General features: G+C 66.8%; 22 protein-coding genes. 4 read left to right on the plus strand and 18 right to left on the minus strand.

The window, feature by feature from the left end:
* Positions 1-107: 107 nt before the first annotated feature.
* From BPODLACK_RS07905 to BPODLACK_RS07915, 3 genes are all read right to left on the minus strand, one after another.
* Positions 108-1,523 (minus strand): cytochrome P450, encoded by a 1,416-nt coding sequence (locus BPODLACK_RS07905; protein WP_024498024.1) that lies wholly within the window; start codon positions 1,521-1,523, stop codon positions 108-110.
* 100 nt (positions 1,524-1,623) lie between these two features.
* Positions 1,624-2,901: a glycosyltransferase 87 family protein gene (locus BPODLACK_RS07910; protein ID WP_024498025.1), complete on the minus strand. Its 1,278-nt coding sequence runs from the start codon at positions 2,899-2,901 to the stop codon at positions 1,624-1,626.
* 92 nt (positions 2,902-2,993) lie between these two features.
* Positions 2,994-3,434: a globin domain-containing protein gene (locus BPODLACK_RS07915; protein WP_159405049.1), complete on the minus strand. Its 441-nt coding sequence runs from the start codon at positions 3,432-3,434 to the stop codon at positions 2,994-2,996.
* A gap of 301 nt (positions 3,435-3,735) precedes the next feature.
* On the opposite strand from BPODLACK_RS07915, the gene BPODLACK_RS07920 reads away from it, so the two are divergent.
* Together BPODLACK_RS07920 and BPODLACK_RS07925 are read left to right on the plus strand one after the other, a co-directional pair.
* Positions 3,736-4,446 (plus strand): hypothetical protein, encoded by a 711-nt coding sequence (locus BPODLACK_RS07920; protein WP_024498027.1) that lies wholly within the window; start codon positions 3,736-3,738, stop codon positions 4,444-4,446.
* Between the two features lie 359 nt (positions 4,447-4,805).
* The gene (locus tag BPODLACK_RS07925) at positions 4,806-6,059 is read left to right on the plus strand and encodes an HNH endonuclease (RefSeq protein ID WP_035760316.1); all 1,254 of its coding nucleotides are present in this window, start codon (positions 4,806-4,808) and stop codon (positions 6,057-6,059) included.
* Between the two features lie 198 nt (positions 6,060-6,257).
* Here BPODLACK_RS07925 and BPODLACK_RS07930 read toward each other — a convergent pair whose 3' ends face one another.
* The 5 genes from BPODLACK_RS07930 to BPODLACK_RS07950 all read right to left on the minus strand — a co-directional run bounded on the left by BPODLACK_RS07930 (position 6,258) and on the right by BPODLACK_RS07950 (position 12,693).
* On the minus strand, positions 6,258-8,681 hold the full coding sequence (locus tag BPODLACK_RS07930; RefSeq protein ID WP_024498029.1) for an ATP-binding cassette domain-containing protein: 2,424 nt from the start codon (positions 8,679-8,681) through the stop codon (positions 6,258-6,260).
* A 170-nt stretch (positions 8,682-8,851) separates the two neighbouring features.
* A complete protein-coding gene (locus tag BPODLACK_RS07935; RefSeq protein WP_024498030.1) occupies positions 8,852-9,262 on the minus strand; it encodes a VOC family protein in 411 nt (136 codons plus the stop codon).
* 20 nt (positions 9,263-9,282) lie between these two features.
* Positions 9,283-9,714: a helix-turn-helix transcriptional regulator gene (locus BPODLACK_RS07940; protein ID WP_006438415.1), complete on the minus strand. Its 432-nt coding sequence runs from the start codon at positions 9,712-9,714 to the stop codon at positions 9,283-9,285.
* 70 nt (positions 9,715-9,784) lie between these two features.
* Positions 9,785-11,446 (minus strand): phospho-sugar mutase, encoded by a 1,662-nt coding sequence (locus BPODLACK_RS07945; protein ID WP_024498031.1) that lies wholly within the window; start codon positions 11,444-11,446, stop codon positions 9,785-9,787.
* Between the two features lie 17 nt (positions 11,447-11,463).
* Positions 11,464-12,693, minus strand: a complete 1,230-nt coding sequence (locus tag BPODLACK_RS07950; protein ID WP_024498032.1) for a glucose-1-phosphate adenylyltransferase family protein — start codon at positions 12,691-12,693, stop codon at positions 11,464-11,466.
* 92 nt (positions 12,694-12,785) lie between these two features.
* Here BPODLACK_RS07950 and BPODLACK_RS07955 point away from each other — a divergent pair, with 92 nt between their 5' ends.
* Positions 12,786-13,910, plus strand: coding sequence for an NAD(P)/FAD-dependent oxidoreductase (locus BPODLACK_RS07955; protein WP_024498033.1), 1,125 nt, complete (start codon positions 12,786-12,788; stop codon positions 13,908-13,910).
* A 139-nt stretch (positions 13,911-14,049) separates the two neighbouring features.
* Here BPODLACK_RS07955 and BPODLACK_RS07960 read toward each other — a convergent pair whose 3' ends face one another.
* The 6 genes from BPODLACK_RS07960 to BPODLACK_RS07985 form a co-directional block, all read right to left on the minus strand.
* Positions 14,050-15,021: an oxygenase MpaB family protein gene (locus BPODLACK_RS07960; protein WP_159405050.1), complete on the minus strand. Its 972-nt coding sequence runs from the start codon at positions 15,019-15,021 to the stop codon at positions 14,050-14,052.
* Positions 15,022-15,190: 169 nt separating this feature from the next.
* Positions 15,191-15,931, minus strand: coding sequence for a VOC family protein (locus BPODLACK_RS07965; protein WP_159405051.1), 741 nt, complete (start codon positions 15,929-15,931; stop codon positions 15,191-15,193).
* On the minus strand, positions 15,928-16,257 hold the full coding sequence (locus BPODLACK_RS07970) for a hypothetical protein (protein ID WP_159405052.1): 330 nt from the start codon (positions 16,255-16,257) through the stop codon (positions 15,928-15,930). The genes BPODLACK_RS07965 and BPODLACK_RS07970 overlap by 4 nt, the downstream gene beginning before the upstream one ends.
* Before the next feature lie 54 nt (positions 16,258-16,311).
* Positions 16,312-16,533, minus strand: coding sequence for a DUF3263 domain-containing protein (locus tag BPODLACK_RS07975; RefSeq protein WP_006438404.1), 222 nt, complete (start codon positions 16,531-16,533; stop codon positions 16,312-16,314).
* A 214-nt stretch (positions 16,534-16,747) separates the two neighbouring features.
* Positions 16,748-17,845 (minus strand): DUF475 domain-containing protein, encoded by a 1,098-nt coding sequence (locus BPODLACK_RS07980; protein ID WP_159405053.1) that lies wholly within the window; start codon positions 17,843-17,845, stop codon positions 16,748-16,750.
* On the minus strand, positions 17,842-18,126 hold the full coding sequence (locus BPODLACK_RS07985) for a hypothetical protein (protein ID WP_006438402.1): 285 nt from the start codon (positions 18,124-18,126) through the stop codon (positions 17,842-17,844). The genes BPODLACK_RS07980 and BPODLACK_RS07985 overlap by 4 nt, the downstream gene beginning before the upstream one ends.
* A 284-nt stretch (positions 18,127-18,410) precedes the next feature.
* On the opposite strand from BPODLACK_RS07985, the gene BPODLACK_RS07990 reads away from it, so the two are divergent.
* Positions 18,411-18,755, plus strand: coding sequence for an RNA polymerase-binding protein RbpA (locus BPODLACK_RS07990; RefSeq protein WP_006360373.1), 345 nt, complete (start codon positions 18,411-18,413; stop codon positions 18,753-18,755).
* Between the two features lie 83 nt (positions 18,756-18,838).
* On the opposite strand, the gene BPODLACK_RS07995 is transcribed toward BPODLACK_RS07990, so the two are convergent.
* The 4 genes from BPODLACK_RS07995 to BPODLACK_RS08010 form a co-directional block, all read right to left on the minus strand.
* Positions 18,839-19,660 (minus strand): polyprenol monophosphomannose synthase, encoded by an 822-nt coding sequence (locus BPODLACK_RS07995; RefSeq protein WP_006438401.1) that lies wholly within the window; start codon positions 19,658-19,660, stop codon positions 18,839-18,841.
* Positions 19,661-19,668: 8 nt separating this feature from the next.
* The gene (gene lnt, locus BPODLACK_RS08000) at positions 19,669-21,354 is read right to left on the minus strand and encodes an apolipoprotein N-acyltransferase (RefSeq protein WP_159405054.1); all 1,686 of its coding nucleotides are present in this window, start codon (positions 21,352-21,354) and stop codon (positions 19,669-19,671) included.
* Positions 21,351-22,991, minus strand: a complete 1,641-nt coding sequence (locus tag BPODLACK_RS08005; protein WP_159405055.1) for an amidohydrolase — start codon at positions 22,989-22,991, stop codon at positions 21,351-21,353. Before BPODLACK_RS08005 ends, lnt begins: the two co-directional genes overlap by 4 nt.
* Positions 22,992-23,055: 64 nt before the next feature.
* Positions 23,056-23,595 (minus strand): FxsA family protein, encoded by a 540-nt coding sequence (locus BPODLACK_RS08010; RefSeq protein ID WP_159405056.1) that lies wholly within the window; start codon positions 23,593-23,595, stop codon positions 23,056-23,058.
* Positions 23,596-23,794 lie beyond the last annotated feature (199 nt).

The raw sequence follows: 23,794 nt of genomic DNA on the forward strand, positions 1-23,794 counted from the left end.
GGCACCCCACGAGCGGAGGCGGCACCCCACGAGCGGAGGCGGCACCCCACGAGCGGAGGCGGCACCTCACCAGCGGAGATGGCACCTCACACAGCGCGGATGCCCCGTTACAGCGTGCGGTGCCGGATGTCGATCGGGAGACCGTCGGCCGGGGTCGGGCCGGTGCCGTAGGTGAGAACCGGCTTGTAGCCGGCGGGGACCGTCCACTCGAAGCGCTGCAGCATCTGGTGCAGGATCGACTTCACTTCCATGCCACCGAAGTACAGGCCGATGCACTTGTGCGCGCCGCCGCCGAACGGGGCCCACGCGAAGCGGTGGACCTTGTCCTCGCGACGCTCCGCGGAGAAGCGCTCGGGGTCGAAGTGGGTCGGGTTCGGCCACCATTCCTTGCGCAGCATGGTCGCCCACGGGTGGATCGCCAGCAGGGTGCCCTTCGGGATGAAGTGCCCGCAGATCTCGGTGTCCTCGATCGCCATGCGGAACAGCATGCCGACAGGGGCGTTGAGGCGCAAGGTCTCCTTGAAGGCGAGTTCCATGCTCGGGAGCTTGTCGATGTCGTCGTAGTCGATGGTCGGCTTGTTGAGCGCCAGCGACTCCTCGCGCAGACGCTGCTGCCACTCGGGGTGGCGGCCGAGGAAGTAGGTCATCATCGACAGCGCGATGGTGGACGTGTCGTGCGCGGCCATCATCACGAAGATCATGTGGTTGACGATGTCCTCGTCGGTGAAGGACTCACCCTCGTCGCTCTCACTGTTGCAGAGGACGCTGAACAGGTCGTCGCGGTCATTGCCGCGACGCAACGGGATCTCGGAGCGGAAGTACTCCTGCAGAACCTCACGGCCGCGGAGTCCCTGCGCCCAGGTCCAGTTGCCGACGTCCTTGCGGACGATGGCCTGACCGCCGCGGACCGCGGCCTCGAAGGCGCGCTCGAGGCGGTGCGCCTCGGCCTCGCTCACGTGCGCACCCATGAAGACCTCGGTGGCCAGCGACAGCGTCAGGTCCTTGGTGTTGGAGTACATGTGGAAGCCCTTGCCCACCTGCCAGTTGGCGAGGGTCTTCTCGATGTGCGGCGTCATGATGTCCAGGTAGCCATTCAGGCGGGGACGGCTGAACGCCTGCTGCATGATGCGGCGATGCTGCATGTGCTCGTCGAAGTCCATGAGCATGACGCCACGACGGAAGAACGGGCCGATCATCGGTTCCCAGCCGAGCTCGCTGGAGAACGCCTTGTTGCGGTTCATCCAGACGGCCTCGATCGCGTCGGGTCCGATGAGGGTCACCATGTTCATGCCGAGCGCACCCGACCAGGACACCTGGCCGTAGCGGTCGAAGCGCTTCATCGCCGACCTCAACGGGTCCGCGAGCGCCTCGAGGGTGTTGCCCAGGTACGGGATGCCGGGGTCCCCCATGACGGGCTTGAGGTCGGAGCCGGCGGGCGGCACGGCCAGCGGACGCTCCTTGCTCGGGTACATGCTGCTCACCTTGCCGAGCGCGCCCTGGATCTGCTTCTTCCGCTTAGACATGTACTTGCCACTCCCCGTTGATCCGATGTGCGTTACATCACTATGCATCATTGGAACGGATTCTAGCGGTTGTTTCAAGAGGCGTGTTTCGGGAGGTCGTTCAGCCCGCCTGATTCGGCACGGATTCGACGGCCTCCGCGCAGGTCAGCCGCGGAGCGAGAACGCCGAGGGAGATGATCACGATCAGACCCCAGAGCAGGTACGACGACCCGACGACGTGCTGCCACCAGGCCCACGACAGCTCGGCGTCGTAGCGCTGCGGGACGTGCTGGTGGGGCGCATACGCGAAGATGACCAGCCCCGTACCGGCCAGCCACCACCAGATCTGCGACGCCCCGCGTCGTGCAGCGAGTGCGACCAGCACCATGAGAAGCGGCACGACCCACACCCAGCTGTGGTCCCAGGCGACGGGCGAACAGAACAGCCAGGCGAAGGCGACCGTCAGCAGTGCGGCCACCTCGATCGTCTGGTCGCGACCGTTCTCGGCGGCTTCCGACGCCGACAGCAGGCGCCACGCCGACCACGCGATGAGCAGTCCGATCACGAGAGCCACGCCGAGCCAGGCGATCTCCGACTCGATGCCGAGCCGCGCCAGTTCACCCTTGACCGATTGGTTGTTGGCGAACTGCGGACTACCGATCCGCTCGGTGTCGAACAGCGTCGACGTCCAGTAGGTGATCGAGTCGTCGGATGCCAGCAGGTATCCGAGGCCGGCGTAGGCGACGGCCGACACCGCGCTCACCACGAGCGCGCGCCAGTCCCGTCGGAGAAGGAATAGCAGCAGGAAGACCGCTGGGGTGAGTTTGATCGAGATCGCGAGACCGACCAGCAGGCCGCGCCACCACCGGCCGCGACCGAGGAGCGCGTCGGCGACGACGAGCGCCATCAAGACGACGTTGATCTGCCCGAAGTTCAGGGTGTCGCGGACCGGTTCGAGCCAGAGGCCGACGGTGGTCGCGGCCGTCGCGAGCCACCAGAGGTCCGTCGACGGTCGATCGGTCAGGTGAGCCACCACGATTCGGCAGACCACCAGCAGGCACGCGATGGACACGGCGGTGAACAACCCCTGCCCCAGCCCCAGAGGGACGACGGTGAACACCGAGAAGAGAGCCGCGGCCAACGGCGGATAGGTGAACGGCAGATACGAGCCTCCACCGAGTGTCGGGAGCGTGCCGTAGAGGTCGCCGCCGTCGAGGAAGACGCGGCCGCCCATGCGGTAGACATCGAAATCGATGCGATAGGGCGCCGGCGGATGGTTCGGGAGAACGAATATCGCGATCGCCGCACTGAGGATGAAGGCGAGGAGCGTCAGCCAGCGCGCCCATGCCGAATGGAGGTAACGATCGATCCCCAACCGGGGAATGTCCACAACAGTCACGAGCCCTCTCTTCCGAGCGGGATCGTATCGCGGCGGACGCGAACGTCAGCGGGGGCGGCGGTGACCCCGCTGTGGAACTCGTGTGTTCGGGCTCAGGCTGCGCCGGACTCTTCGGCGGTGGCCTCTGATGCGGCTTCCTCCGGATAGCCGTCGAGCATGATCGTGGCGACCGCACCCAGGGCCTCCTCCCACGCGGTGGTCATCGCCGGCGTCCACGCCTCGCCGCCGATCTCGCTCATCGCGGCGATCATGCATTCGGCAACCGCGGTGTACATCGGCCGGGTGACGCCGAGGCTCGCGTGACGCTTGCCGAGAGCGTGCAGGTTGGTGGTGAGCCACTCCGCATCCTCGAGGTGGTCGAGAACCGAGACGACGGCGGTCCGCAGCATTTCGGCCTGAACGCGGGTGTCCCGCTGGAACATCGGCTTCACACCGGGATAGCGCTCGAAGAGGATGTCGTAAAACCGGACGGTGAGGCCGGAATCGGGTAGGTCGACGAGGGTCAGGCTTTCTTCCAACAGTTGTTTGTCCATGCACAGACCCTGCCGCCGCTGCGTTGCGTGCGGACTGTCATGCCGCAAGGGCTGGGTAACGGTGATCTCACACCGGGCAGTCGGGTGTGTGAGATGTTGTGCACGGTTCACAGTCACCGGCAACTGGCAGTAAGCTCTGCCATCAGGTGCATCGGAACCCATTGCCTTCGCGCTACGGACCGTCGATCTTCCGATGACTACGTTGAAGCCTGTTTCCCGCGCAGACCGACTGCGCACCCCCATCCGCATCGATGCCTTTGAGTATGGCTGTTGCCGAACACCTCCCAGCGTCGGAGAATCAGTGACCGGGCGATTGTCGGCGTACCCCGCATCGGAAGGTCAATCCGTCGCCACTGATTGGGATCGTGAGCGTGACATCGTCGTCGTGGGTGGCATCTCCGCTCGATGGGACGCGGCGTACGGCGATCCGCTCAGCCAACCGATCGTGCTGGCTCTGTCGTGGCACATCGACACCCCTGGCGGGGTCGAGGCGACCGGGGTTGTCTCGTCGGTTCATCAGCTCTTCTACGAGCCCGCTCCCGACTCCGAGCAACCACGCGACGTGCTCAGACAGCCCGTGAGTGCAGTCGAGAAGTTTCCCGCCGACCTGCTCCAGGACAATGGGACCGTGCTGGTTCCCGGCGGAGTGGAAGTCGTTCTCGACGAGTTGGTGCTGGTCGTGCCGACCGCGGCGGACGCGGCCCGAGCCCGAGGCGCTGCAGATGAAGGACGTCGGACGCTCACGATCGTGGGTCCCGCACCATGTCTGGGAACGGTCGTCCCGTACGAGGGGGAACGCATCCGGATCGATCTCGACGACGACCGCCTCACCATCTCGGGGTCGGATTCCGCACCGACCGGGACCGTCACCGGAGTAGTGCGACAGCTGGGCCGGCTCGAGCCGGCCGGACCTGTCTCGATGGTCGTACCGGTGTCCGTTCCAGCCGATACCCCGACCGACGACGTGGCCGGCGACGTCCTCGTGGTGTTTGTCGTCGACCCCACCGACTGAAGAAGGCATCAATCCGGGCTCGAAAACCCACCACCTCTGTCCGTGATCCGTCACGAATGTGACTGGTGTAAACCAGTTCCGGCGTGTGGTCGACCAGCACGGAAGATCTCGCTGGTTCAGCGAATCCTCCGGATCCCAAACTGTGGAAAACTCTCGCACTCGAACGCATGTTCGGGTACTGTGGACTCATGCCAGAGCTCACCCCACTCCTCGACCAGAAGGGTCCGGGCTGTCGGCACGCAGTTCTTGTCAGACTCCCGATATAGAACTGACCACACACGAGAATTCATGACAGAGCAGTAGTCAACGACGGTTTCACACCACCGCACGTATACCTCAGAAGAGGGATGGCTGCCATCATGATCGACACTGACACCACTTCACTCGACGCGGTCCTCGACCGACTCGGCGAGATCACCCCACCCGCCGACGATTCCACCGGCCGTCTGACGTACGAACAGTTGGAGTATTGGCGGTTGATCCGCAACCTGGCCGATCACCAGATCGCCACGCACGCAGCACAGCTCGACGCTCTCGGCGTCGCGGAGAAGGCGGGTTCGACCACCAAGAAGCTCCTGGTCGAGATGGGGTTCCCGCCCGCAGCAGCCACCCGCACCACACGGATCGCCGAAGCTCTCGGCACACTGAGCAAGGTCGAGGCCTGCGCCGCTGACGGTCGACTCTCCGGCGAAATCGTCGACGCCATCGTCCGCGGTATCGCTGTGATCGAGAAACGCTGCCCCACAGCACTACCCGACGACGACCGCATCATCTATCAAACCGAACTGCTCACCCAGGCCCTGTCCGGCGCCACACCCACCGACATACAGAGACACGCCCAGACGATCGGCAATACCCTCGCCGACGACCAGGACTGTATCCCTGCCTGCGACGACCGCACCCTCGACACCCTGTCGCACCACCTCACCGACGACTCCCGCGTCGACATTCGCGCGAACATCAACCAGGCAGTCGGGGAGAAATTCATCGCGATGATCGACGAGCGCTCCATACCTCGTCCCGAACCCGACGGCGCCGCCGACCGACGCTCCGCCGATCAACGACGCGCCGACGCCCTCGAAACACTCTTGGATCAAGCCGCCGTCGGAGCCGCCATGGACACCGTCGGCACACCGCGAACCCAAACATTGCTGACCATTCCCGCCGACGGCGGCGACCCCGCCCACCTGCCGTGGACGGGGCCGGTCACCCAAGCCACCGCACGGCGGTTGTCGTGCGACGGAACACTGACCGAAATCATCATCGACGGCGAGACCGTGCCCCTTCAAATGGGACACGAAAAGCGCCTGTTCCCACCACATCTGCGCAAAGCGATCATCATCCGCGACCAGACCTGTATCAAATGCGGTGCACCGCCCTCACACACCCAGGTCCACCACATCCTGCACTGGTCCGACGACGGGAACACCGACCTCGACAACGGCTGCCTGCTCTGCCAACGCTGCCACACCCAAGTCCACCACCACGGCTGGGACATCGTGATGGGGTTCGATCGGCATCCGTGGCTGGTCCCACCCATCGAGATCGATCCGCAGCGTCGACCCCGCCCTGCATACAACCGCCGCACCATGCGTCTCGACGACGCCGCCTAGGTTTCGAAACGGTTCGTCGCTGACGCTCCTCACCTACTCAACCAGCGCGCGACACGGCGCGTCGCTGCTCAACAGCTAGCTGGACGACCCCCGGGTCGAACGTGATCTTTGACAATTCCACAGTGTGAACACGCCGCGAGCCGACGGGTTCCGTCCTGCTCAGCAGAGGTGCTGAGCAGGACGGAACGCCGGGCACGATCAGGCGCCGACGTACTCGGCCAGATGCTGTCCGGTGAGCGTCGAACGATCGGCGACGATCTCCGCAGGAGTTCCCTCGAAGACGATCCGACCGCCGTCGTGTCCGGCACCCGGGCCGAGGTCGATGATCCAGTCCGCGTGCGCCATCACGGCCTGGTGGTGCTCGATGACGATCACCGACTTGCCCGAGTCGACGAGTCGGTCGAGCAACCCGAGGAGTTGTTCAACGTCGGCGAGGTGCAGGCCGGTCGTGGGTTCGTCGAGGATGTAGACGTCGCCCTTCTCCCCCATGTGTGTTGCCAGCTTCAACCGCTGACGCTCGCCGCCGGACAGAGTCGTCAGCGGTTGGCCGACCTTGATGTAGCCCAGGCCGACGTCGGCCATACGGTGGAGGATCTTGTGTGCTGCAGGAAGTTTGGCGTCGCCGTCGGCGAAGAACGCCTCGGCCTGCGCCACCGACATCTCGAGGACCTCGCTGATGTTGCGGCCGCCCAGGGTGTACTCGAGGACCTCGGCCAGGAAACGCTTGCCCTCACACACCTCACACGGAGCGGCCACACCGGCCATCATCGCGAGGTCGGAGTACACGACGCCCGCACCGTTGCAGTTCGGGCACGCACCTTCCGAATTGGCACTGAACAGCGCAGGTTTGACGCCGTTGGCCTTGGCGAAGGCCTTCCGGATCGGTTCGAGGAGTCCGGTGTAGGTCGCCGGATTGGAGCGTCGTGAACCCTTGATCGCCGTCTGGTCGATCGAGACCACACCGTCGAGTCCGGCGACCGACGAACTGATCAGGGACGACTTGCCCGACCCGGCGACACCGGTGAGCACGACCAGGACGCCGAGCGGGATGTCGACGTCGACGTTCTGCAGGTTGTGCATGGTCGCGCCGCGGATCTCGAGAGCACCACTGGGCGCGCGGACTTCGGGTTTCACCGCCGCGCGATCCTCGAGATGGCGACCGGTGAGGGTGTCGGCGGCACGGAGTTCCTCGACCGTGCCCTCGAACACGATCTCGCCGCCGTCGGTGCCGGCCCGCGGACCGAGGTCGACGACGCGATCGGCGATGGCGATGACCTCGGGCTTGTGTTCGACGACCAGCACCGTGTTGCCCTTGTCCCGCAGGGCGCGGAGCAGGTCGTTCATGCGCTGGATGTCGTGGGGGTGCAGGCCGATCGACGGCTCGTCGAAGACGTAGGTGACGTCGGTGAGCGACGACCCGAGGTGTCGGATCAGCTTTGTGCGCTGGGCTTCACCGCCGGACAACGTGCCGGCCGGACGGTCGAGGGACAGGTAGCCGAGACCGATGTCGACGAAGGCGTCGAGATGTTCGCGCAGCGACTTGATCAGGGGCGCCGCCGACGGCTCGTCGAGGTCGGCGATCCACTGCGCCAGGTCGCTGATCTGCATCGCGCACGCGTCGGCGATGCTGATGCCCTTGATCTTCGACGACCGGGCCTCGGCGGTCAGACGTGTGCCCTCGCAGTCCGGGCAGGTCTGGAAGGTGATGGCGCGGTCGACGAAGGCGCGGATGTGCGGCTGCATCGCCTCGCGGTCCTTGCTCAGCATGGACTTCTGGATCTTCGGGATCAGACCCTCGAAGGTGACGTTGATGCCCTCGACCTTGATCCGGGTCGGCTCCTTGTAGAGCAGGTCGTCGAGCTGCTTCTTCGTGTACTTGGCGATCGGCTTGTCGGGGTCGAAGAAGCCGCAGCCGCGGTAGATCCGCCCGTACCAACCGTCCATCGTGTAGCCAGGGACGGTCAGCGCGCCCTCGTTGAGCGACTTCGACGCGTCGTAGAGCGCGGTGAGGTCGAAGTCGGATACGTCGCCGCGCCCCTCGCATCGCGGACACATCCCGCCCATCATCGAGAAAGTGCGACGCTCCTTGACCTTCCGGCCGCCCTTCTCGACGGTGACCGCGCCCGCACCGCTGATCGAGGCCACGTTGAAGGAGAACGCTTGTGGTGACCCGATGTGCGGTGTGCCCAACCGGCTGAACAGGATTCGCAGCATGGCGTTGGCATCGGTGGCGGTGCCCACCGTCGAGCGCACGTTGGCACCCATCCGTTCCTGGTCGACGATGATCGCCGTCGTGAGTCCTTCGAGGACGTCGACGTCGGGTCGTGCCATCGACGGCATGAAGCCCTGGACGAACGAGCTGTAGGTCTCGTTGATGAGTCGCTGGGATTCGGCGGCGATCGTGCTGAAGACCAGTGAGCTCTTACCCGAACCCGACACACCGGTGAACACCGTCAGGCGGCGTTTGGGCAGCTCGACGTCGATGTTCTTGAGGTTGTTCTCGCGGGCCCCGAGCACCCGGATGCGGTCATGGGTGTCGGCGGGATGAACGGTGTCGTACTCGGGGGATGTGCCGTCGGTCGTGCTCTGGGGTGCCTGTTTGGTGCGCGTGGCTGGACTCATCATCTCTCCATCAGGGCGGCGCCCAGTGGGACGCAGCCGTCTTCGGGATCGTGAAACGGTTCGGTTGTCGTACAGGTCTGACCCGATCCAACCAGCTGAGTCATCGGAAACTCAGCAACTCCGGTGCGCACCGCCTCGGGTGGCGGCAATCGGCCGGGTCCGCACACCTCTCACACCGCCTGGTCGATACGGATCAGGTTGCCGGAAGGATCACGCACCGCGGCGTCGCGGACGCCGTAAGGCTGGTCCATCGGCTCCTGGATGATGTCCACCCCATTGGCCTGCAGCTTCTCGAACAGTCCGTCGAGGTCCTCGGTCGCGAGGGTGAGTGCGCCGTAACTGCCCTTGGCGATCAGCTCGAGGATCGTCTGACGTTCGGCATCGGTGATGCCCGGATCGGCAGCCGGCGGATGAAGGACGATCGAGGTGCCGGGCTGATTCGGCGGCCCGACCGTGAGCCAGCGCATGCCGTCGTAGCCGACGTCCTTGCGGACCTCGAAACCGAGCAGGTCGCGGTAGAAGGCGAGGGCGGCTTCGCCATCGGTATGCGGGAGGAAGGTGTACTGGATGGTGATGTTCATGGATGTCAGGCTAGGCACCATCACCCCCGCTGCGCTTCTCGATTCCTGATCGGTCTCGTGATGTTCTTCGCCAGACACGCGGGAATCCCGTCGGTGGCGTCGGCGGACTGCTCGCGATAGACCGTCGGCGGCACCCCGACCAGTTCGGTGAATCGCGTGCTGAATGTGCCCAGCGACGAGCAGCCGACCTCGAAACACACCTCGGTGACGCTGAGATCGCCACGACGCAGCAGGGTCATCGCCCGTTCGATGCGACGTGTCATCAGATACGAGTACGGCGACTCACCGTAGGTCTGGCGGAACTTTCGGCTCAGATGCCCGGCCGACATGTTCACGCCCCGGGCCAGCGCCTCGACGTCGAGCGGCTGCGCGTACTCGCGATCGATCCGATCACGGACCTGCCGGAGAAGGGTCAGGTCGCGCAATCGCTGATCGGAATCGGATCGGGCCACGGAGTTGATCGTAGGCTTCGGTTTCGGGATGTGGGAGGCGACGGGCGTGAGTCTCAGACAACGAGAGGCGTCAGCCCCGGAGAAGCGCGGCGACGTCCGCGCTGATCGCCTGAAGCCGTTGCGCGGCACGTGCGTGCGGGATCTCGCCGCCCGCACAATCGAGAACGACCTCGAGGTAGCACTTCAGCTTCGGTTCGGTACCCGACGGACGCACGATGACCCGATCGTCGGCCGCCGTGCGCAGCACGAGTGCGTCGGTCGGGGGCAGGTCGCCGGATCCCCCGGCGAGGTCGAGGACCTCGACGATCGCCGAACCGGCCAGTGCGTCGATCGGCGTCGAACGCAGCCGGTCCATCATCTGCCCGAGCTCGGCGAGGTCGTCGACGCGGATCGTCAGCGGCGCGGTCGCATGCAGACCGTGGCGACGTGCGAGGTCGTCGAGGAGGTCGACGAGGGTGCGGCCGTCGGCGGCGAGCTCCTCGACGAGGCTGACCACGCGGACCATCGCGGAGATCCCATCCTTGTCGCGCACGGCATCCGGGTCGGTGCAGTAACCGATGGCCTCCTCGTAGCCGAACCGCAGATCCGGCGTCCGGGCGATCCATTTGAAACCGGTGAGCGTTACGGCGGATCGAAGACCGTGTTGGGCCGCGATTTTCGCGAGCAGCCGGCTCGACACGATCGAGCAGGCCAGCGTGTCCCCGCCCCGACCCGGGTCGCGGGCGGCCTGTTCGCCCAGCAGCCAACCGATCTCGTCGCCGGTGAGCTGGCGCCAGCCATCTTCGGTCGGGGTGGCCACCGAGCAGCGGTCGGCATCCGGATCCAGCGCGACCACCACGTGCGCGTCGACATCGCGGGCGAGTTCGAGCGCACGGTCGAGGGCCCCGGGTTCCTCGGGGTTCGGGAAGGCGACGGTCGGGAAATCGGGATCGGGCGCGGATTGCACGTCGACGACATGCACGTCGCCGACACCCGCGGCGCGCAACACGGCGAGGGCAGTTGTGCCGCCGACACCATGCATGGGGGTGAAAACGACCCGAACCGTACTCGGTTCGCCGCCGGGCCGAAGTGATGCGGTCCGGGCGATGTAGGCGTCGAGGATCGTCTCGTCGAGCGCCATGACCGCCGCAGGATCGCGGGCGATCTGGTCTGCCGGCGGCGCGGCGTCGATGAAGGTGGCGATCTGCTCGTCGGCGGGCGGGACGATCTGGACGCCTCGGCCTGTGGAGTCGGTGGCGCGACCACCGAGGTACACCTTGTATCCGTTGTCGGCGGACGGATTGTGCGACGCGGTGATCATCACCCCGGCATCGCAGTCGAGCGCCCGGGTGGCGTACGCGGTGACCGGCGTGGGCAGCCGGCGCGGGAGGGTCATCACGGTAAGACCCTGCGCGGCAAGGACTTCGGCGGTGGCGTCGAGGAAGTCATCCGATCCGTGCCGGGCGTCGCAGCCGACGACGACACGCGCATCCGATCCGACCGTGTCGATCAGGTGGCGGGCGAGGCCGTGGGTCGCGCGGAGGACCACCGCGACATTCATCCGCGTCTCCCCCGCTCCCACCTCGCCGCGAAGTCCCGCCGTGCCGAACGTGAGCGGGCCGCGGAAGCGTGAGTCGAGGTCGGCGACCGCCGCGGGATCGCCGGTGTCGGCCGCCTCGATCAGGCGTGTCAGTTCGGCGCGGGTCGCGGGGTCCGGGTCGTGGTCTCGCCAGGTACGCGCGGTCTCGATCATCCGCGCGACGCTATCAGTCAGCGGATCCGGCGGTTGCATTCGATGCGGTCACCGAGGGCGACCCGTGCCCCGCGGAGAATCTGGGTGTCCATGCCGATGAGGGTGATCTTGTCGGTGGGGACCGGACGGGTCCGGGGATGGCCACCGACGGTCGCGTTGGGCCCGACCCGGACCCGCTCGTCGAGGATGGACCAGGCGACCGACGCGCCGGCGCCGATGACGGAGTCGCTGAACACGACCGAGTCCACGACGGTGGCACCCTTCTCCACGACCACGCCCGGTCCGAGCACGCTGCGGCGCACGGTCCCACTCACGTGGGCGCCGCTGCTGACGAGACTGTCCTCGACGATCGCCCCGGCCTCGATGCGCGCTGCGGTTCGCTGCGGCTGATTGGTCAGGATCGGACGGTCGGCCCGGAAGACGTCGAGCTTGCCGCCGATCAGGTCGCGATGGGCCTGCAGGTACGTTTCCGGACGGCCGGCGTCGATCCAGTACCCCGACATCGCATGCGCGACCGTCTTGCCACGACCGACGAACCACGGCAGCAGATGTTCGCCGAAGTCACCGAGACCGGTGTCGCCGGAGGCCGAACCGACGGCGGTCTCCCGGGCCAGGAGTTCCAGACCCTCGATGAGCACGCGGGGGTCGTAGATGAAGATCTCGGTGGCGATCGTGCGGGTCGTCGCACGGTCGGGTTTGTAGCGGAACTCACGCACCGCGCCGTCGCGTCGGGAACTGACCGTGGCGTGCTGAGACGCTTCCTCGAGCGAACACGTCGTGGTGACGACCGTGCACTCCGCACCATGCCGTCGATGGGTGTCGAGCGCATCCCGGAAGTCGAAGTCGTAGACGTGGTCGGCACTCATCACGATCACCTCGGCCGGTCCGTGCTGAGCGATCCGGTCGCGCATCCGGTACAGCAGATCGGCGTTGCCCGTGGCGAAGCCGTCCTCGGTCTCCGGGGCGTCGGTCTGTTCGGGCATCACGATCCGCAGCCCGCCGCTGGTGCGGTCGAGGTCCCACGGGCGCCCGCCCGCGACCAGTTGCGTGAGACTCTCGGCCTGGTACTGCACGCACAGCCAGACGTCGTCGATGTGACTGTGGTGCAAGTTCGAGAGCGGGAAGTCGATGAGCTGGTAGTTTCCGGCGAACGGCAACGCCGGCTTGGCCCGCCGATCGGTCAGCACCTCCATTCGGGAACCACGTCCACCGGCTTGCACGATCGCGAGAACATCAGAGTGCCGCATCAGCCCAGTGTGCCCGACAGGCGCGTCGAGACCCGGGATGGTTTCCTCACGGCACGGCGAGGTCCTGGGCACGCAACAAAGTTGGAGGAACGGTGGAACGGACGGACTGCCTGGTGGTGGGCGGCGGCATCATCGGTCTGGCGGTGGCCCGTGCGCTCGCGACGACCGGGCGCGAGGTGATCGTCCTGGAGGCCGCCGATGCGGTGGGTGCGCAGACGACGTCACGGAGTTCGGAGGTCATCCATGCCGGCATCTACTACCCCGAGGGCAGTCTGAAGGCGCGGCTGTGCGTGCAGGGTCGCGAGCTCCTCACCCGATACTGCGACGGGCGGGGCGTCTCGTGGAGCCGCCCCGGGAAGCTGATCGTGGCCACCGACGACACCCAGCTCGACCGACTCGACGTGCTGTTCCGGCACGGCATCGCGAACGGTGTCGACAACCTACGACGAATCGACGGCGACGAACTCCACGAACTGGAGCCCGAGGTGCGCGGCGTGGCGGCGCTGTTGTCCCCGTCGACCGGGATCGTCGACGTCGACGGGATGGTCCGTGCCCTGCGCCGTGACCTCGAGTCGCTGGGTGGCGCGGTGGCATTGCGCAGCAGAGTGATCGGCGGACGCATCGAATCGGGCGGTGTCACCGTCGACACCGCCGAGGGCGGATCGGCGTCGGCGCACATGCTCGTCAACTGTGCCGGGCTGGGCGCATGGCAGGTGGCGAGCTCGCTCGACGGCTTCGACGGGCCGATTCCGCCGCGACATCTCGCGAAGGGCAACTACTTCGGATTGTCCGGTGCACGAGCACCATTCGATCACCTGGTGTACCCGGTGCCGGTCGACGGCGGCCTGGGGGTGCACTTCACGATGGACCTGGCCGGCGCGGCCCGGTTCGGCCCGGATGTCGAGTGGCTGGACGAGCCTGCCGGCGATCTCCACGACAAGGACCTGGACTACTCGGTCGACGACGCACGCCTCACCGGCTTCGAGGATTCGATACGCCGCTACTGGCCCGGGTTGCCTTCCGGCACACTGACTCCCGCCTATGCCGGCATCAGGCCCAAGACTAGCGGACCCGGCGAGGCGGCCGCGGATTTCGTCATCCACGGACCCGCCATGCACGGCGTCGCCGGGTTGGTGAACCTGTTCGGCATCGAGTCACCCGGCATCACCTCATGCCTGGCGATCGCCGAACACGTCGTCGGGTTGATGGGTAACTGACTCGTGTCCCGCGCACCGCTTCCGTTCCGGCGCACGTTTTCCGCGTGTGAGCGGCAACGGAATTCGAGAGCGGGATCGCGTGCAAGTCAGCGAGTAGACCGAACCGACGCGCCCCGACCGCGCGTCGGCCCAGCCCAGCTCACTTGGCTGCGTATTTGTAAGCCGCACTCTGCTTTTCGCGCCTCTTCATGGCCTGGATGGCGTCGTTGTGGCGACGGGCGTGGTAGGCGAGGGGGAAGTAGATCGCACGCTCGGGCAGGGTGCGGTAGGCGAACCGCAGGCGGCGGTGGATCTTCTCGAGGTGACGCTGCTCCTCGTTGGTCCACGTCAGGCCGAGGATCTCGCGCACGCGCGGATCCATGACGCCCACCGTTGTCAGGTAGTTGAAGTCCTGGAACGGCACCGACGCGGTGGCGGCGACCTTCTTGACGACCGGACGCAACGCCTTGGGCACTGTCTTCGGCACCGGCGGGGCGGCACGCATCTGCTCGATGAGTTCGACGGCCACGGGATGGCGGACCAGCTTGTTCTCGACGAAGTCGTCGAAGTACTCCTCGAACTCCTCGAGGGTCTCCGGGTAGCCCTTCATGGGAACCTGGACGATCTTGGCGATGCGGCGGTTGTCGCGGAGCAGTTCCTTGCGCTCCTCGAGCGTGAACTCACGACCCAGGACGAGCGGTGCCGCCGTGTTCATCGTCGGGAACGCGGTCGCGATGACCCACGCATAGGCCTCCGGGTTCAGTGCACTGATGTGCTTGCCCTCCGCATTCCGCGTCTGCAGGGGCTGGTGCAGCTTCCGCAGGCGCTTGCCCTCTTCGAGGGCCTCCTGACCGCCGTAGGTCCAGCGCAGAACCGAGTCCGCAGAACGAATGGCACGCCCGAGCGGGTCGGTACGGAACACCGAGTACTTGTCGACGACGTCGCCGATCACCGGGTGCATCACCTGCATCACGAACGCCGCGCCGTTGATCGGCAGGAAGGTGTACAGACCGGTGAGCTGCGCGGTGAGTGAGTCCGGCGGGATCAGCTCGATCTCGTCGTCACGGTGGTTGATCAGCCGACCAGTGTCCTCGAGTGCGGCGGTCGTCGGTTCGTCGTGTACCGCGGTCATGGTGCCCCCAACCTGATTCTCCAAAGCATGGATTTCGACAACGTTCGTAGTCAGATTACCGCAGGAAGCGTCGAAAACCCACCATTCGGGGGTTTCGATACGGCTCGTCGCTACGCTCCTCGCCTACTCAACCGGCAGGAAGGCCGGCTCGACCGGCGAGATGGACGCTTCAGGCAGGGCCGATGATCACCGTGCGGGTGCCGAGGGCGCGTTCCCGGACGGTGAAAATGCTGGTGCCCCTCTTGCGGCCGGTGCGGATCTCGCTGAGATCCAGCCCCGCCGCGGACAGGCGCGCATGCGTGGCCTCGACATCGATGGAGCGCCAGGCGACACCCCACAGCGAGGTCACCGCGGGTGTCGGCGGCTCCGTCGACGCGACTGCCGTGACGACCTCGACGATGAGGTCGCCGGCGCGGAAGAACAACTGCCGGGCGTTGTCGCCGATCGGCTGGTCGAGCCGGAAATCGAGGTCGAAGACCCCGCCGAACAACGCCACCGCGCGATCGCGGTTGTCGCAGGTGAACACGAGATGGTCCATCCCCGTCACATCACCGGCCGGACCGGACTCCGCCGCGGGCTCACGTGCGGCGACGCCGAGTGGGGTCGTCTCCCCGATGACACCGACCGCTGACTCGACGACCGGGAAACCACGCCGGGTCAGCAGACGCTGCATCGCGGGCACGTCGTCGACGGTGAAGTACACCCGATGGCCGGCGTCCGGGCCATCGTCGACGGCGGACGCCTGGCGCAACCGGAGTCGGGTGTTGCCGATCGCGAGAGCCTCCGGATGGCCCACGCCGCCCGACGTACCGGTCAGGCCGAGGAGTGTTTCGTGTGTCCGCCCGGCGAGCTCCGGGTCGGTGCAGCTGAGTTCCACGATCGCGGTCGGAGGCGGGTTCGGCGGGATCACCGCTTCTTCTTACCCTTTCGCCTGCGGGGTGCCGACGGGATGGGTCGATATGTCAGCCGGGCCGAACTGGTGATGTGCCAGGCGCCGCACATGCACTCGTAATAGCGAAGCGACAGGGCTCCGACCGCTCGCCGCTTGATGCGGTCGATGCCGTCGAGCGCGTCCGCGGGAGACGAGAAGGGAAGCTTGTCCGGCGTCGGACACTCCACCGTCTCGATGCGACGCTCCGGTCGTGGAGTTGGGCGTTGATGCATCAGCGCGTGGAAAGCCGTGCGTGCCTCGATCTCGCGGTAGAACGATTCGAGATCGTCGTCAGAGAAGGGCACGGGGTCGATTATCCCCTCAACGCGGATACTCGGCAGAACCGCGTCCGGCGTCGGTCAGCGAGCCATCCACAGTCGACGGCGGATGACCTCACGCATACGCCGGAGTTCGGATGCGCTGAGCGCCTCCGGCGGATCGGCGTCGACGATCCGGTTGAGCTCGGCGAAGAAGTCCCGATCCGACAGGCCGAATTCCTCGATGATCTGCTGCGACGAGCCCCCGCCCAGCGGGGCCCAATCCCTCTCGAACTGGATCATCTGCTGCTGCCTGTCGTTCATTCCCACCACCAGATCTGCTGTTGAACATCGCGCCCGTGACCTTCTGCCACGGGCACCGGAATCGTGAAACTCTGCGTGACGCACGTCACCGACGCCGTCCTTTGTACACCTGTCACCCGACAGATTGCAGCAGCCTGCCCAAGGTGATTCGAATGTGTCTCAGAACATTCATCGGATGGTCATGAAGACCCCGCCAACCGATGCCGCGGCGGGGTCAGGCGTTCACCGAGGAGGGCGCGGCGCCGCGTCGCGACTCACGACGGTTGGCGCGGATACTGCTGGCGAGCGAGGCACCGATGAACGCCACGCCGACGAGTCCCGTGACGAGCTCGTCGATATGGTATTCGACCCCCAACAGGAGGATGACGGCGAGCGCACCGATCGCCCAGTGTGCCCCGTGTTCGAGGTAGCGGTACTCCCCCAGCGTGCCCTGTCGCACCAGGTAGATCGTGATCGAACGGACGAACATCGCACCGATGAAGCCGAGTCCGAGCGCGATGATGATCGGGTCCGAGGTGATCGCGAACGCACCGATCACGCCGTCGAACGAGAAGGATGCGTCGAGCACCTCGAGGTAGAGGAACAGGAAGAACGCGGCCTTACCGGTCGCCTTGGTCGCCGGGGTCGGACCCGGCTCGTTCTGTTCGGGACCGTCGGACATGAACAGTGAGCTGAGTCCGTCGACGGTGATGTAGGTGACCAAGCCGAGGATGCCGGCGATCAGCACGGTCGCCCGGATCTCGTCGTCGGCGAGGAACTCGGCGGTCAGGACGAGGCCGATGGCCGCCAGCACCACCGGCAGCTGGTCGAGCTTGCCGATCTTGGCCAGTGGGCGCTCGAGCCAGGTGAGCCACGTGCGCTCACGGTCGGTCAGCACGAAGTTGAGGAACAGCAGCAACAGGAACATCCCACCGAACGCCGCGATCTGCGGATGGGCCTCGGTCAGGATGGTCTCGTAGCTCGGGTGTCCGTCGGCGAAGTGGGTCTGTCCCTCCGGCGGCGGATTGGTGGCCAGCCGTAGAGCCTCTGCCGGGTTCAGACCACCGGTGATCCAGACGATCAGCAACGGGAAGAGCAGCCGCATCCCGAAGACCGCGATGAGCACACCCACGGTGAGGAACATCCGCTGCCAGAATTCCGACATCCGCTCCAGGATCGTCGCGTTGATGACGGCGTTGTCGAAGGACAGCGACACCTCGAGCACACCGAGGATTGCGCACAAAGCCAGCCCGGTCCACCCCATGTAGAAGTAGGCGACGGCCAGCGCCACCATGGACACGCCGGCCGAGAGGCCGAAGATGCGGACGGTCACCGCAGCTTCTCGGCTTCCCTCGCCAGCTCGAGCAGGGTGTCGGTCAGCTCGGCGAGGACCACGTGGTCCGCGCGTTCGGCGACGGCGGTGCCCAGATCCTCGGCGGCGCATCGCAGGGCGAACATCCGGTCACCGAAGTCGGCGGCCTCGGCGGCCGACAGGATCACGGCGTCGGCGGGAATGGACGTGCCCTCGAGAAGCGTTCTCTGCTCATAGGCGCGCTGCCTGCAGGAGCGCTTGCAGTACTTGCGACGCCGCCCGAGTTCGGAGTCCACCATCATCGACCCGCACCACGCACAGTTGTACGGGCGGCGTCGGGTATGGGAGGCCAGTTCCACACCGGAGACCGTACCCCGATGAGACGGCCCGAAACCGGCACGGCACCTCGGGTGGCCGCCACCGGTCAACACGGGTCGTCGGCGGTGGCAAGGCGCCGACGAGATTGCGCGTAGAATGTTCCTGTTGACGACTCAGTTGGCTGCGTTCGATGGTGAACGCCGCGTGAACACAGCTGATAGATCCGGCAAAACTGAGAAATCTGACGAAGCTTTGAGAGGAACCCTTCATGGCAGATCGAGTACTTCGGGGTAGCCGCCTCGGCGCGGTGAGCTACGAGACCGATCGCGACCACGACCTCGCGCCGCGTCGCATCGTCCAGTACCGCACCGACAACGGTGAGATCTTCGACGTCCCCTTCGCCGACGACGCGGAGGTGCCGTCGAAGTGGCCGTGCAAGAACGGTATGGAAGGCACGATCCTCGAGGGCGCCGAGCCCGAGGAGAAGAAGACGAAGCCGCCGCGCACCCACTGGGACATGCTGCTCGAACGTCGTAGCGAGGAAGAGCTCGAGGTGCTCCTCAACGAGCGCCTCGACCTGCTGAAGCAGCGCCGCAAGGGCATCTCGCACTGATCCCGAACAGCTGACGCACACAGATCGGCCCGGCAGGAAAACCTGCCGGGCCGATCTGTGTGTCCGCTGTATTCCGGTTGGGCCTAGGAGTTCTTCAGGATGCCCAGGCGCTCGAGACGGCTCTGAATGCCCCATCGGGCCACCATCGTGAAGGCCTCCGACATGACACCGCCACTCATCTTGGAGACCCCGAGCTCGCGTTCGGTGAACGTGATCGGCACCTCGCGGACGTCGAAACCTGCCTGGACGGTCCGCCAGGCCAGATCGATCTGGAAGCAGTAACCCGCGGACTCCACGGTATCGAGCTGGATCTTCTCCAGCACCGAGCGTCGGTAGGCGCGGAACCCGGCAGTGATGTCATGGACCTTCGCGCCGAGCGCGAGTCGCGCGTAGGTGTTGGCCCCGCGGGAGAGGAACTCGCGGTGCTTGGGCCAGTTGACGAGTTTGCCACCGGAGACGTACCGGGACCCGATCACGAGGTCGGCGCCTGCGTTGATCGCATCGAAGAGCCGGTGCAGCTGCTCGGGGGCGTGGCTGCCGTCCGCGTCCATCTCGACGATGACCGGGTAGTCGCGACCCAGGCCCCAGGCGAAGCCGGCAAGGTAGGCCTTGCCGAGGCCGTCCTTCTCCTGGCGATGCATCACGTGCACGCGGCCGGCCGGCTCGTCCTTGCGGGCCAGCTCGTCGGCGACGTCGCCGGTGCCGTCCGGACTCGAGTCGTCGACCACGAGCAGGTGCACGCCGGGCAGAGCGGCCTGGAGGCGTTCGACGATCACCGGCAGGTTGTCGCGCTCGTTGAACGTCGGCACGACGACCAGTGCGCCCGCTCCGTCGGCGCCGACCACCGGCTGCGGCACGTCGCCTGACTGCCGTTGTCCTGCCGAGGCGTCAATCCCCGATGCCATCGAGCTCCTTAAATGTCACCGGACACCCGTGCGGCGTCCCTGCGTGGCTTGAGTGTGAACCTAGTACGCGAGGCCAGTGCAAACAAAAGGCCGCCCATGGCCACGACGATCGCGAGTGCCTGCGGCCACGCCCCGAGGCGGGTCGCGAGAGTGGTGTCGTCGTGCAGCGGCAGGGTGCTGGTCAGCACGTCCGAGGCGAAGACGCCGGACTGCTCGGTGATCGAGCCGTCGGCGTCGATGATCGCGCTCACACCGCTGGTCGCGGCGACGACCACGGCACGTCCGTGCTCGACGGCACGCACCTGCGACATGGCGAGCTGCTGATAGGTCATCTCGGTGCGGCCGAACGTCGCATTGTTGGTCGGGACGTAGAGCATCTGCGCGCCGTCGCGGATCGACTGTCGGGCGGCGCGGTCGAAGGCGACCTCCCAGCAGGTGGCCACGCCCACGGTGACCTCACCCGAGCGACCGGGCACGTCCACCACCGTCGGGCCGCTGCCGGGCTTGAAGTTGCCGGCCATGTCCGCATACGACGAGAAGAGACGGAAGAACGGCCGCCAGGGCAGGTATTCGCCGAACGGCTGCACGATGTGCTTGTCGTAGCGGTCGACCGGCCCCCTCGCCTCGTCCCAGACGAGCACCGAGTTCGTGGGACGGCCGTCGGAGTTGCGCAGCAGCGTGCCGACGAGGATCGGCGCACGGACCGCCTCGGAGGCGGCGGTGATCTCGGCGGCGGCGTCCTCGTTGTCGAGCGGCGAGATGTCCGATGCGTTCTCCGGCCACAGCACGAAATCGGGATGGGCGGCGAGGCCGCCGTCGATCGCCTGGGCGTAGCCCATGGTGGTGCGTACGTGGTTGTCGAGCACGGCGCGGCGCTGCGCGTTGAAGTCCAGACCGAGGCGCGGCACGTTGCCCTGGACCGCCCCGATGTGCACGGACTTCGGCGAGATGGTGCGATCGATGGTGGCCGGTGTCAGGGCGATCGCCGCGACCGGTGCGAGCAACGCGATGGCGACCGCGAGGGTCGCGACGCGCACGATCCCCGAGGGCTGGTCACCGCCGAGCGGTGCGGTCGCCGATCGGGCGGACCGGCGATACGCGGAGGCGAGGATGGTCAGCAGCCAGGCGACCGCCGCACCGAACAGCGCGACCCCGGCGGAGAGCCCTGGTGCCCCGAGTACCGAGGCCAGCGGCAGCAGCGGCCCGTCCACCTGACTGAAGGCGGCTCTCCCCCACGGGAACCCGCCGAACGGAAAGGCCGAGCGCAGAGCCTCGATCAGCACCCAGGAGAGCGTGAACCAGATCGGTGGGACCGGCAGTCGCATGGTCAGGGTCGCGATCGCGCCGAACAGGGCCAGGTATCCGGACAGCACCACCGACAACGCGATCCACGGCAAGGGACCGACGTAGACCCCGATCCACGGCAGCAGCGGGATGAAGAAGGCGAGTCCGAAGACGAAGCCGATCCACGCCCCGGTACGTACCCGGGGGCGGCGCACGTACAGCGCGGTGAAGAGCACGCCGAGTCCGATGACCGCGAGGAACCACCAGTTACGGGGCGGGAAGGCCGCCCACATCGCCACGCCGGCGACGATCGCGGCCACTGTCCGAAGACCCCAATCCCAGGTCAGGGTGAAGCGGCGGCCCCGTGCCGGTTTCTCCTCGCGAAGCGTTGCCGTGTCTGCGGCGTTCACCCGGCGTCCCGGTCGTAGAGAACCTGTCCGCGATGCACGGTCCGCACGCACCGCGGCAGCTCGGCGCCGGGCGACACGTCCGGTAGCGCGGGTACGCGGGACCGCGGGTCGGTGGACCAGCGCTGCACCTTCTCGTGGGAGCCCGCGACGACGAGGTCGTCGACCTCCCACACCGCATAGCTCGCCGGTGCGCCAGGGGTCAGGGTGCCGGTGAGACCGTCGTTGATGCCGCCGGCACGCCACCCACCGCGGGTCGCCGCCGCGAAGGCGCCGCGCGCCGAGATGGCATTGGTCGGCTGGTGATGGTGGACAGCGGCCCGGATCGTCGACCAGGGGTCGATGGGCGTCACCGGCGCGTCCGAGGAGAACGACAGCGCCACACCGGTTTTCGCAAGCATGGCGAAGTCGTTGAGGGTGGCGGCGCGGGTCTTGCCGAGTCGGGCGTCGTAGAGGTCGCCCTCGCCGCCCCATTCGGCGTCGAAATGCGGCTGCATGCTGGCGATGACGCCGCAGCGCGCGAGGACCTCCGCGTCGCGGGCGGTGACCATCTCCGCGTGCTCGAGCCGATGGGCGCAGCGAGCGAGCGCCGGGGTGCCCAGCTCGTCGGCGAGTTCGGTGAGCGCGGCGACGACGGCACCGGTGGCGGCGTCGCCGATGACGTGGAGGCCGGACTGGATACCGGCGAGCGTGCAACCCCGGAGGTGATCGCGAATCGTGTCGGCGTCGAGGTAGCTGATGCCGCTGGTGCTCGGGTCGTCGGTGTAGGGCTCGTTGAGCCAGGCGGTGTGCGAGCCGATCGCGCCGTCGATGAAGAGGTCACCACCGAGTGCGTCGGCGCGGGTGATGGCCAGCAACTCGGCCGCGTGGTCGGCGTCGGTGACGGTCTGTCCCCAGTAACGGCGGATCTCGACGGGATGGTCGAGGTCGGCGAGGGCGAGGAAGTCGTCCAGGCCGCTGATGTCGGGTCCGCCGTTCTCGTGGACGGCGACGACGCCGTGAGCCGCGGCGACGTCGAGCGCCCGACGCTGCGCACGCTCCCGATGGGCGGCCGTCACCAGGAGGCGAGCCGCACCCCGGACGAGATGATGCGCCTCGGCGACGAGCGGCTCCTCCGGGTGATAGCCGACGGCCTCCGCGAGTTCCGGAACGAGACGACGCAAGGCTGTCGACGCAACGGCAGAGTGTTCGTCGACGCGAGCCAGGTACACCGGGCGTCCACCGACCACGACGTCGAGTTCGCTGGTCGTCGGGAACCGGCCGTCCTCGGGTTCGGGACCCGCCCAGGTCGAGTCGTCCCAACCGAGACCCCAGAGGAGGTCACCCTCGTCGTGGCCGGCTGCCGCATCGTCGGCGACGGTCTTCTCGACGAGCCGCAGGCAATGCGTCCGGCTGGTCGCCTCGTTCAGGGTGAGACCGTCCAGCGAGAGCCCCGTCGAGGTGAGATGCACGTGTGAGTCGACAAAACCCGGGCTGACGAACAGCCCGTTCAGGTCGACGATCTCCGCATCCGGATGGAGAGCACGGCCGACGTCATCGGTCCCGACCCACACCACCACCCCATCGGTGATGGCCATCGCGGTCGCGTCGGGGGCGGCCGCCGAGTACACGGCACCGCCGAGAAGCAGTTGGGTTGCCACGATCGTTCAGTCTGCCTTGCCGTGAGTGAATGTGGCCGAGAGGGGTAGGGCGGACGGTCCCAGGTCAACGAGTGGGTGGGAGCTGCGGGGTGGTGGTCATCGGTGGCGAAGCCGGGCCGAAGCCCGATCCGGGCGTGTCCGACTCCACAACCGTGCCATCGACGACAGTTCCGCCACCGGGGACGCGGCCCCCGCGGATTCCACCGCCGTAGATGCCGGTGGCGTACAGGCCTGCGCGGTCCATCGCCGTTGCCATCCGCCGCGCTCCCACGGCCACGACGACCGGACGCAACACTTTGCGGGTCGGCGGGAACAGCAGCAGGATGCCTGCGACGGTCGACACGACCCCGGGGATGACGAGCAGGATCGTCGACGTGGCGACGAGTGCGGTGTCGGCCAGCGGAGCACGGGCGTCGACCTCGTTGTTGGCCGCCCGCCGGAGCTCACCGAAGACCTTGCGGCCCTGCCAGCGCAGCGTCAGGAACCCGAGGACGCCGGCCGCGATGCTGATCAGCACGGCGCAGCCGAACCCGAGTGTCACCGCCATCGCCACGAAGGCGGCGATCTCCAGCAGCGCATACACGGCGAAGTAGCGGAGTGCCATGGTCGTCTCACCTGTCTTTCGGTGCCTTGTGGGCACCCTCGGTGTCAGGGTCTGGCGGTGTAACGAACGAGGCGGCGATTTTTCTCCCGGGCACCTCGATACGCGGCGTCCTCGCTCCGCTCGGTCGTCGCTACTCGGCGGGCGGAACAAAACGGCACCCCGCAGCGAGAGGCGTGCCGCTACTCGGCGGGCGGGGCTA

It is taken from the genome of Gordonia sp. YY1 (assembly GCF_009872315.1).
GTDB classification, from domain to species: Bacteria; Actinomycetota; Actinomycetes; order Mycobacteriales; family Mycobacteriaceae; genus Gordonia; species Gordonia amicalis.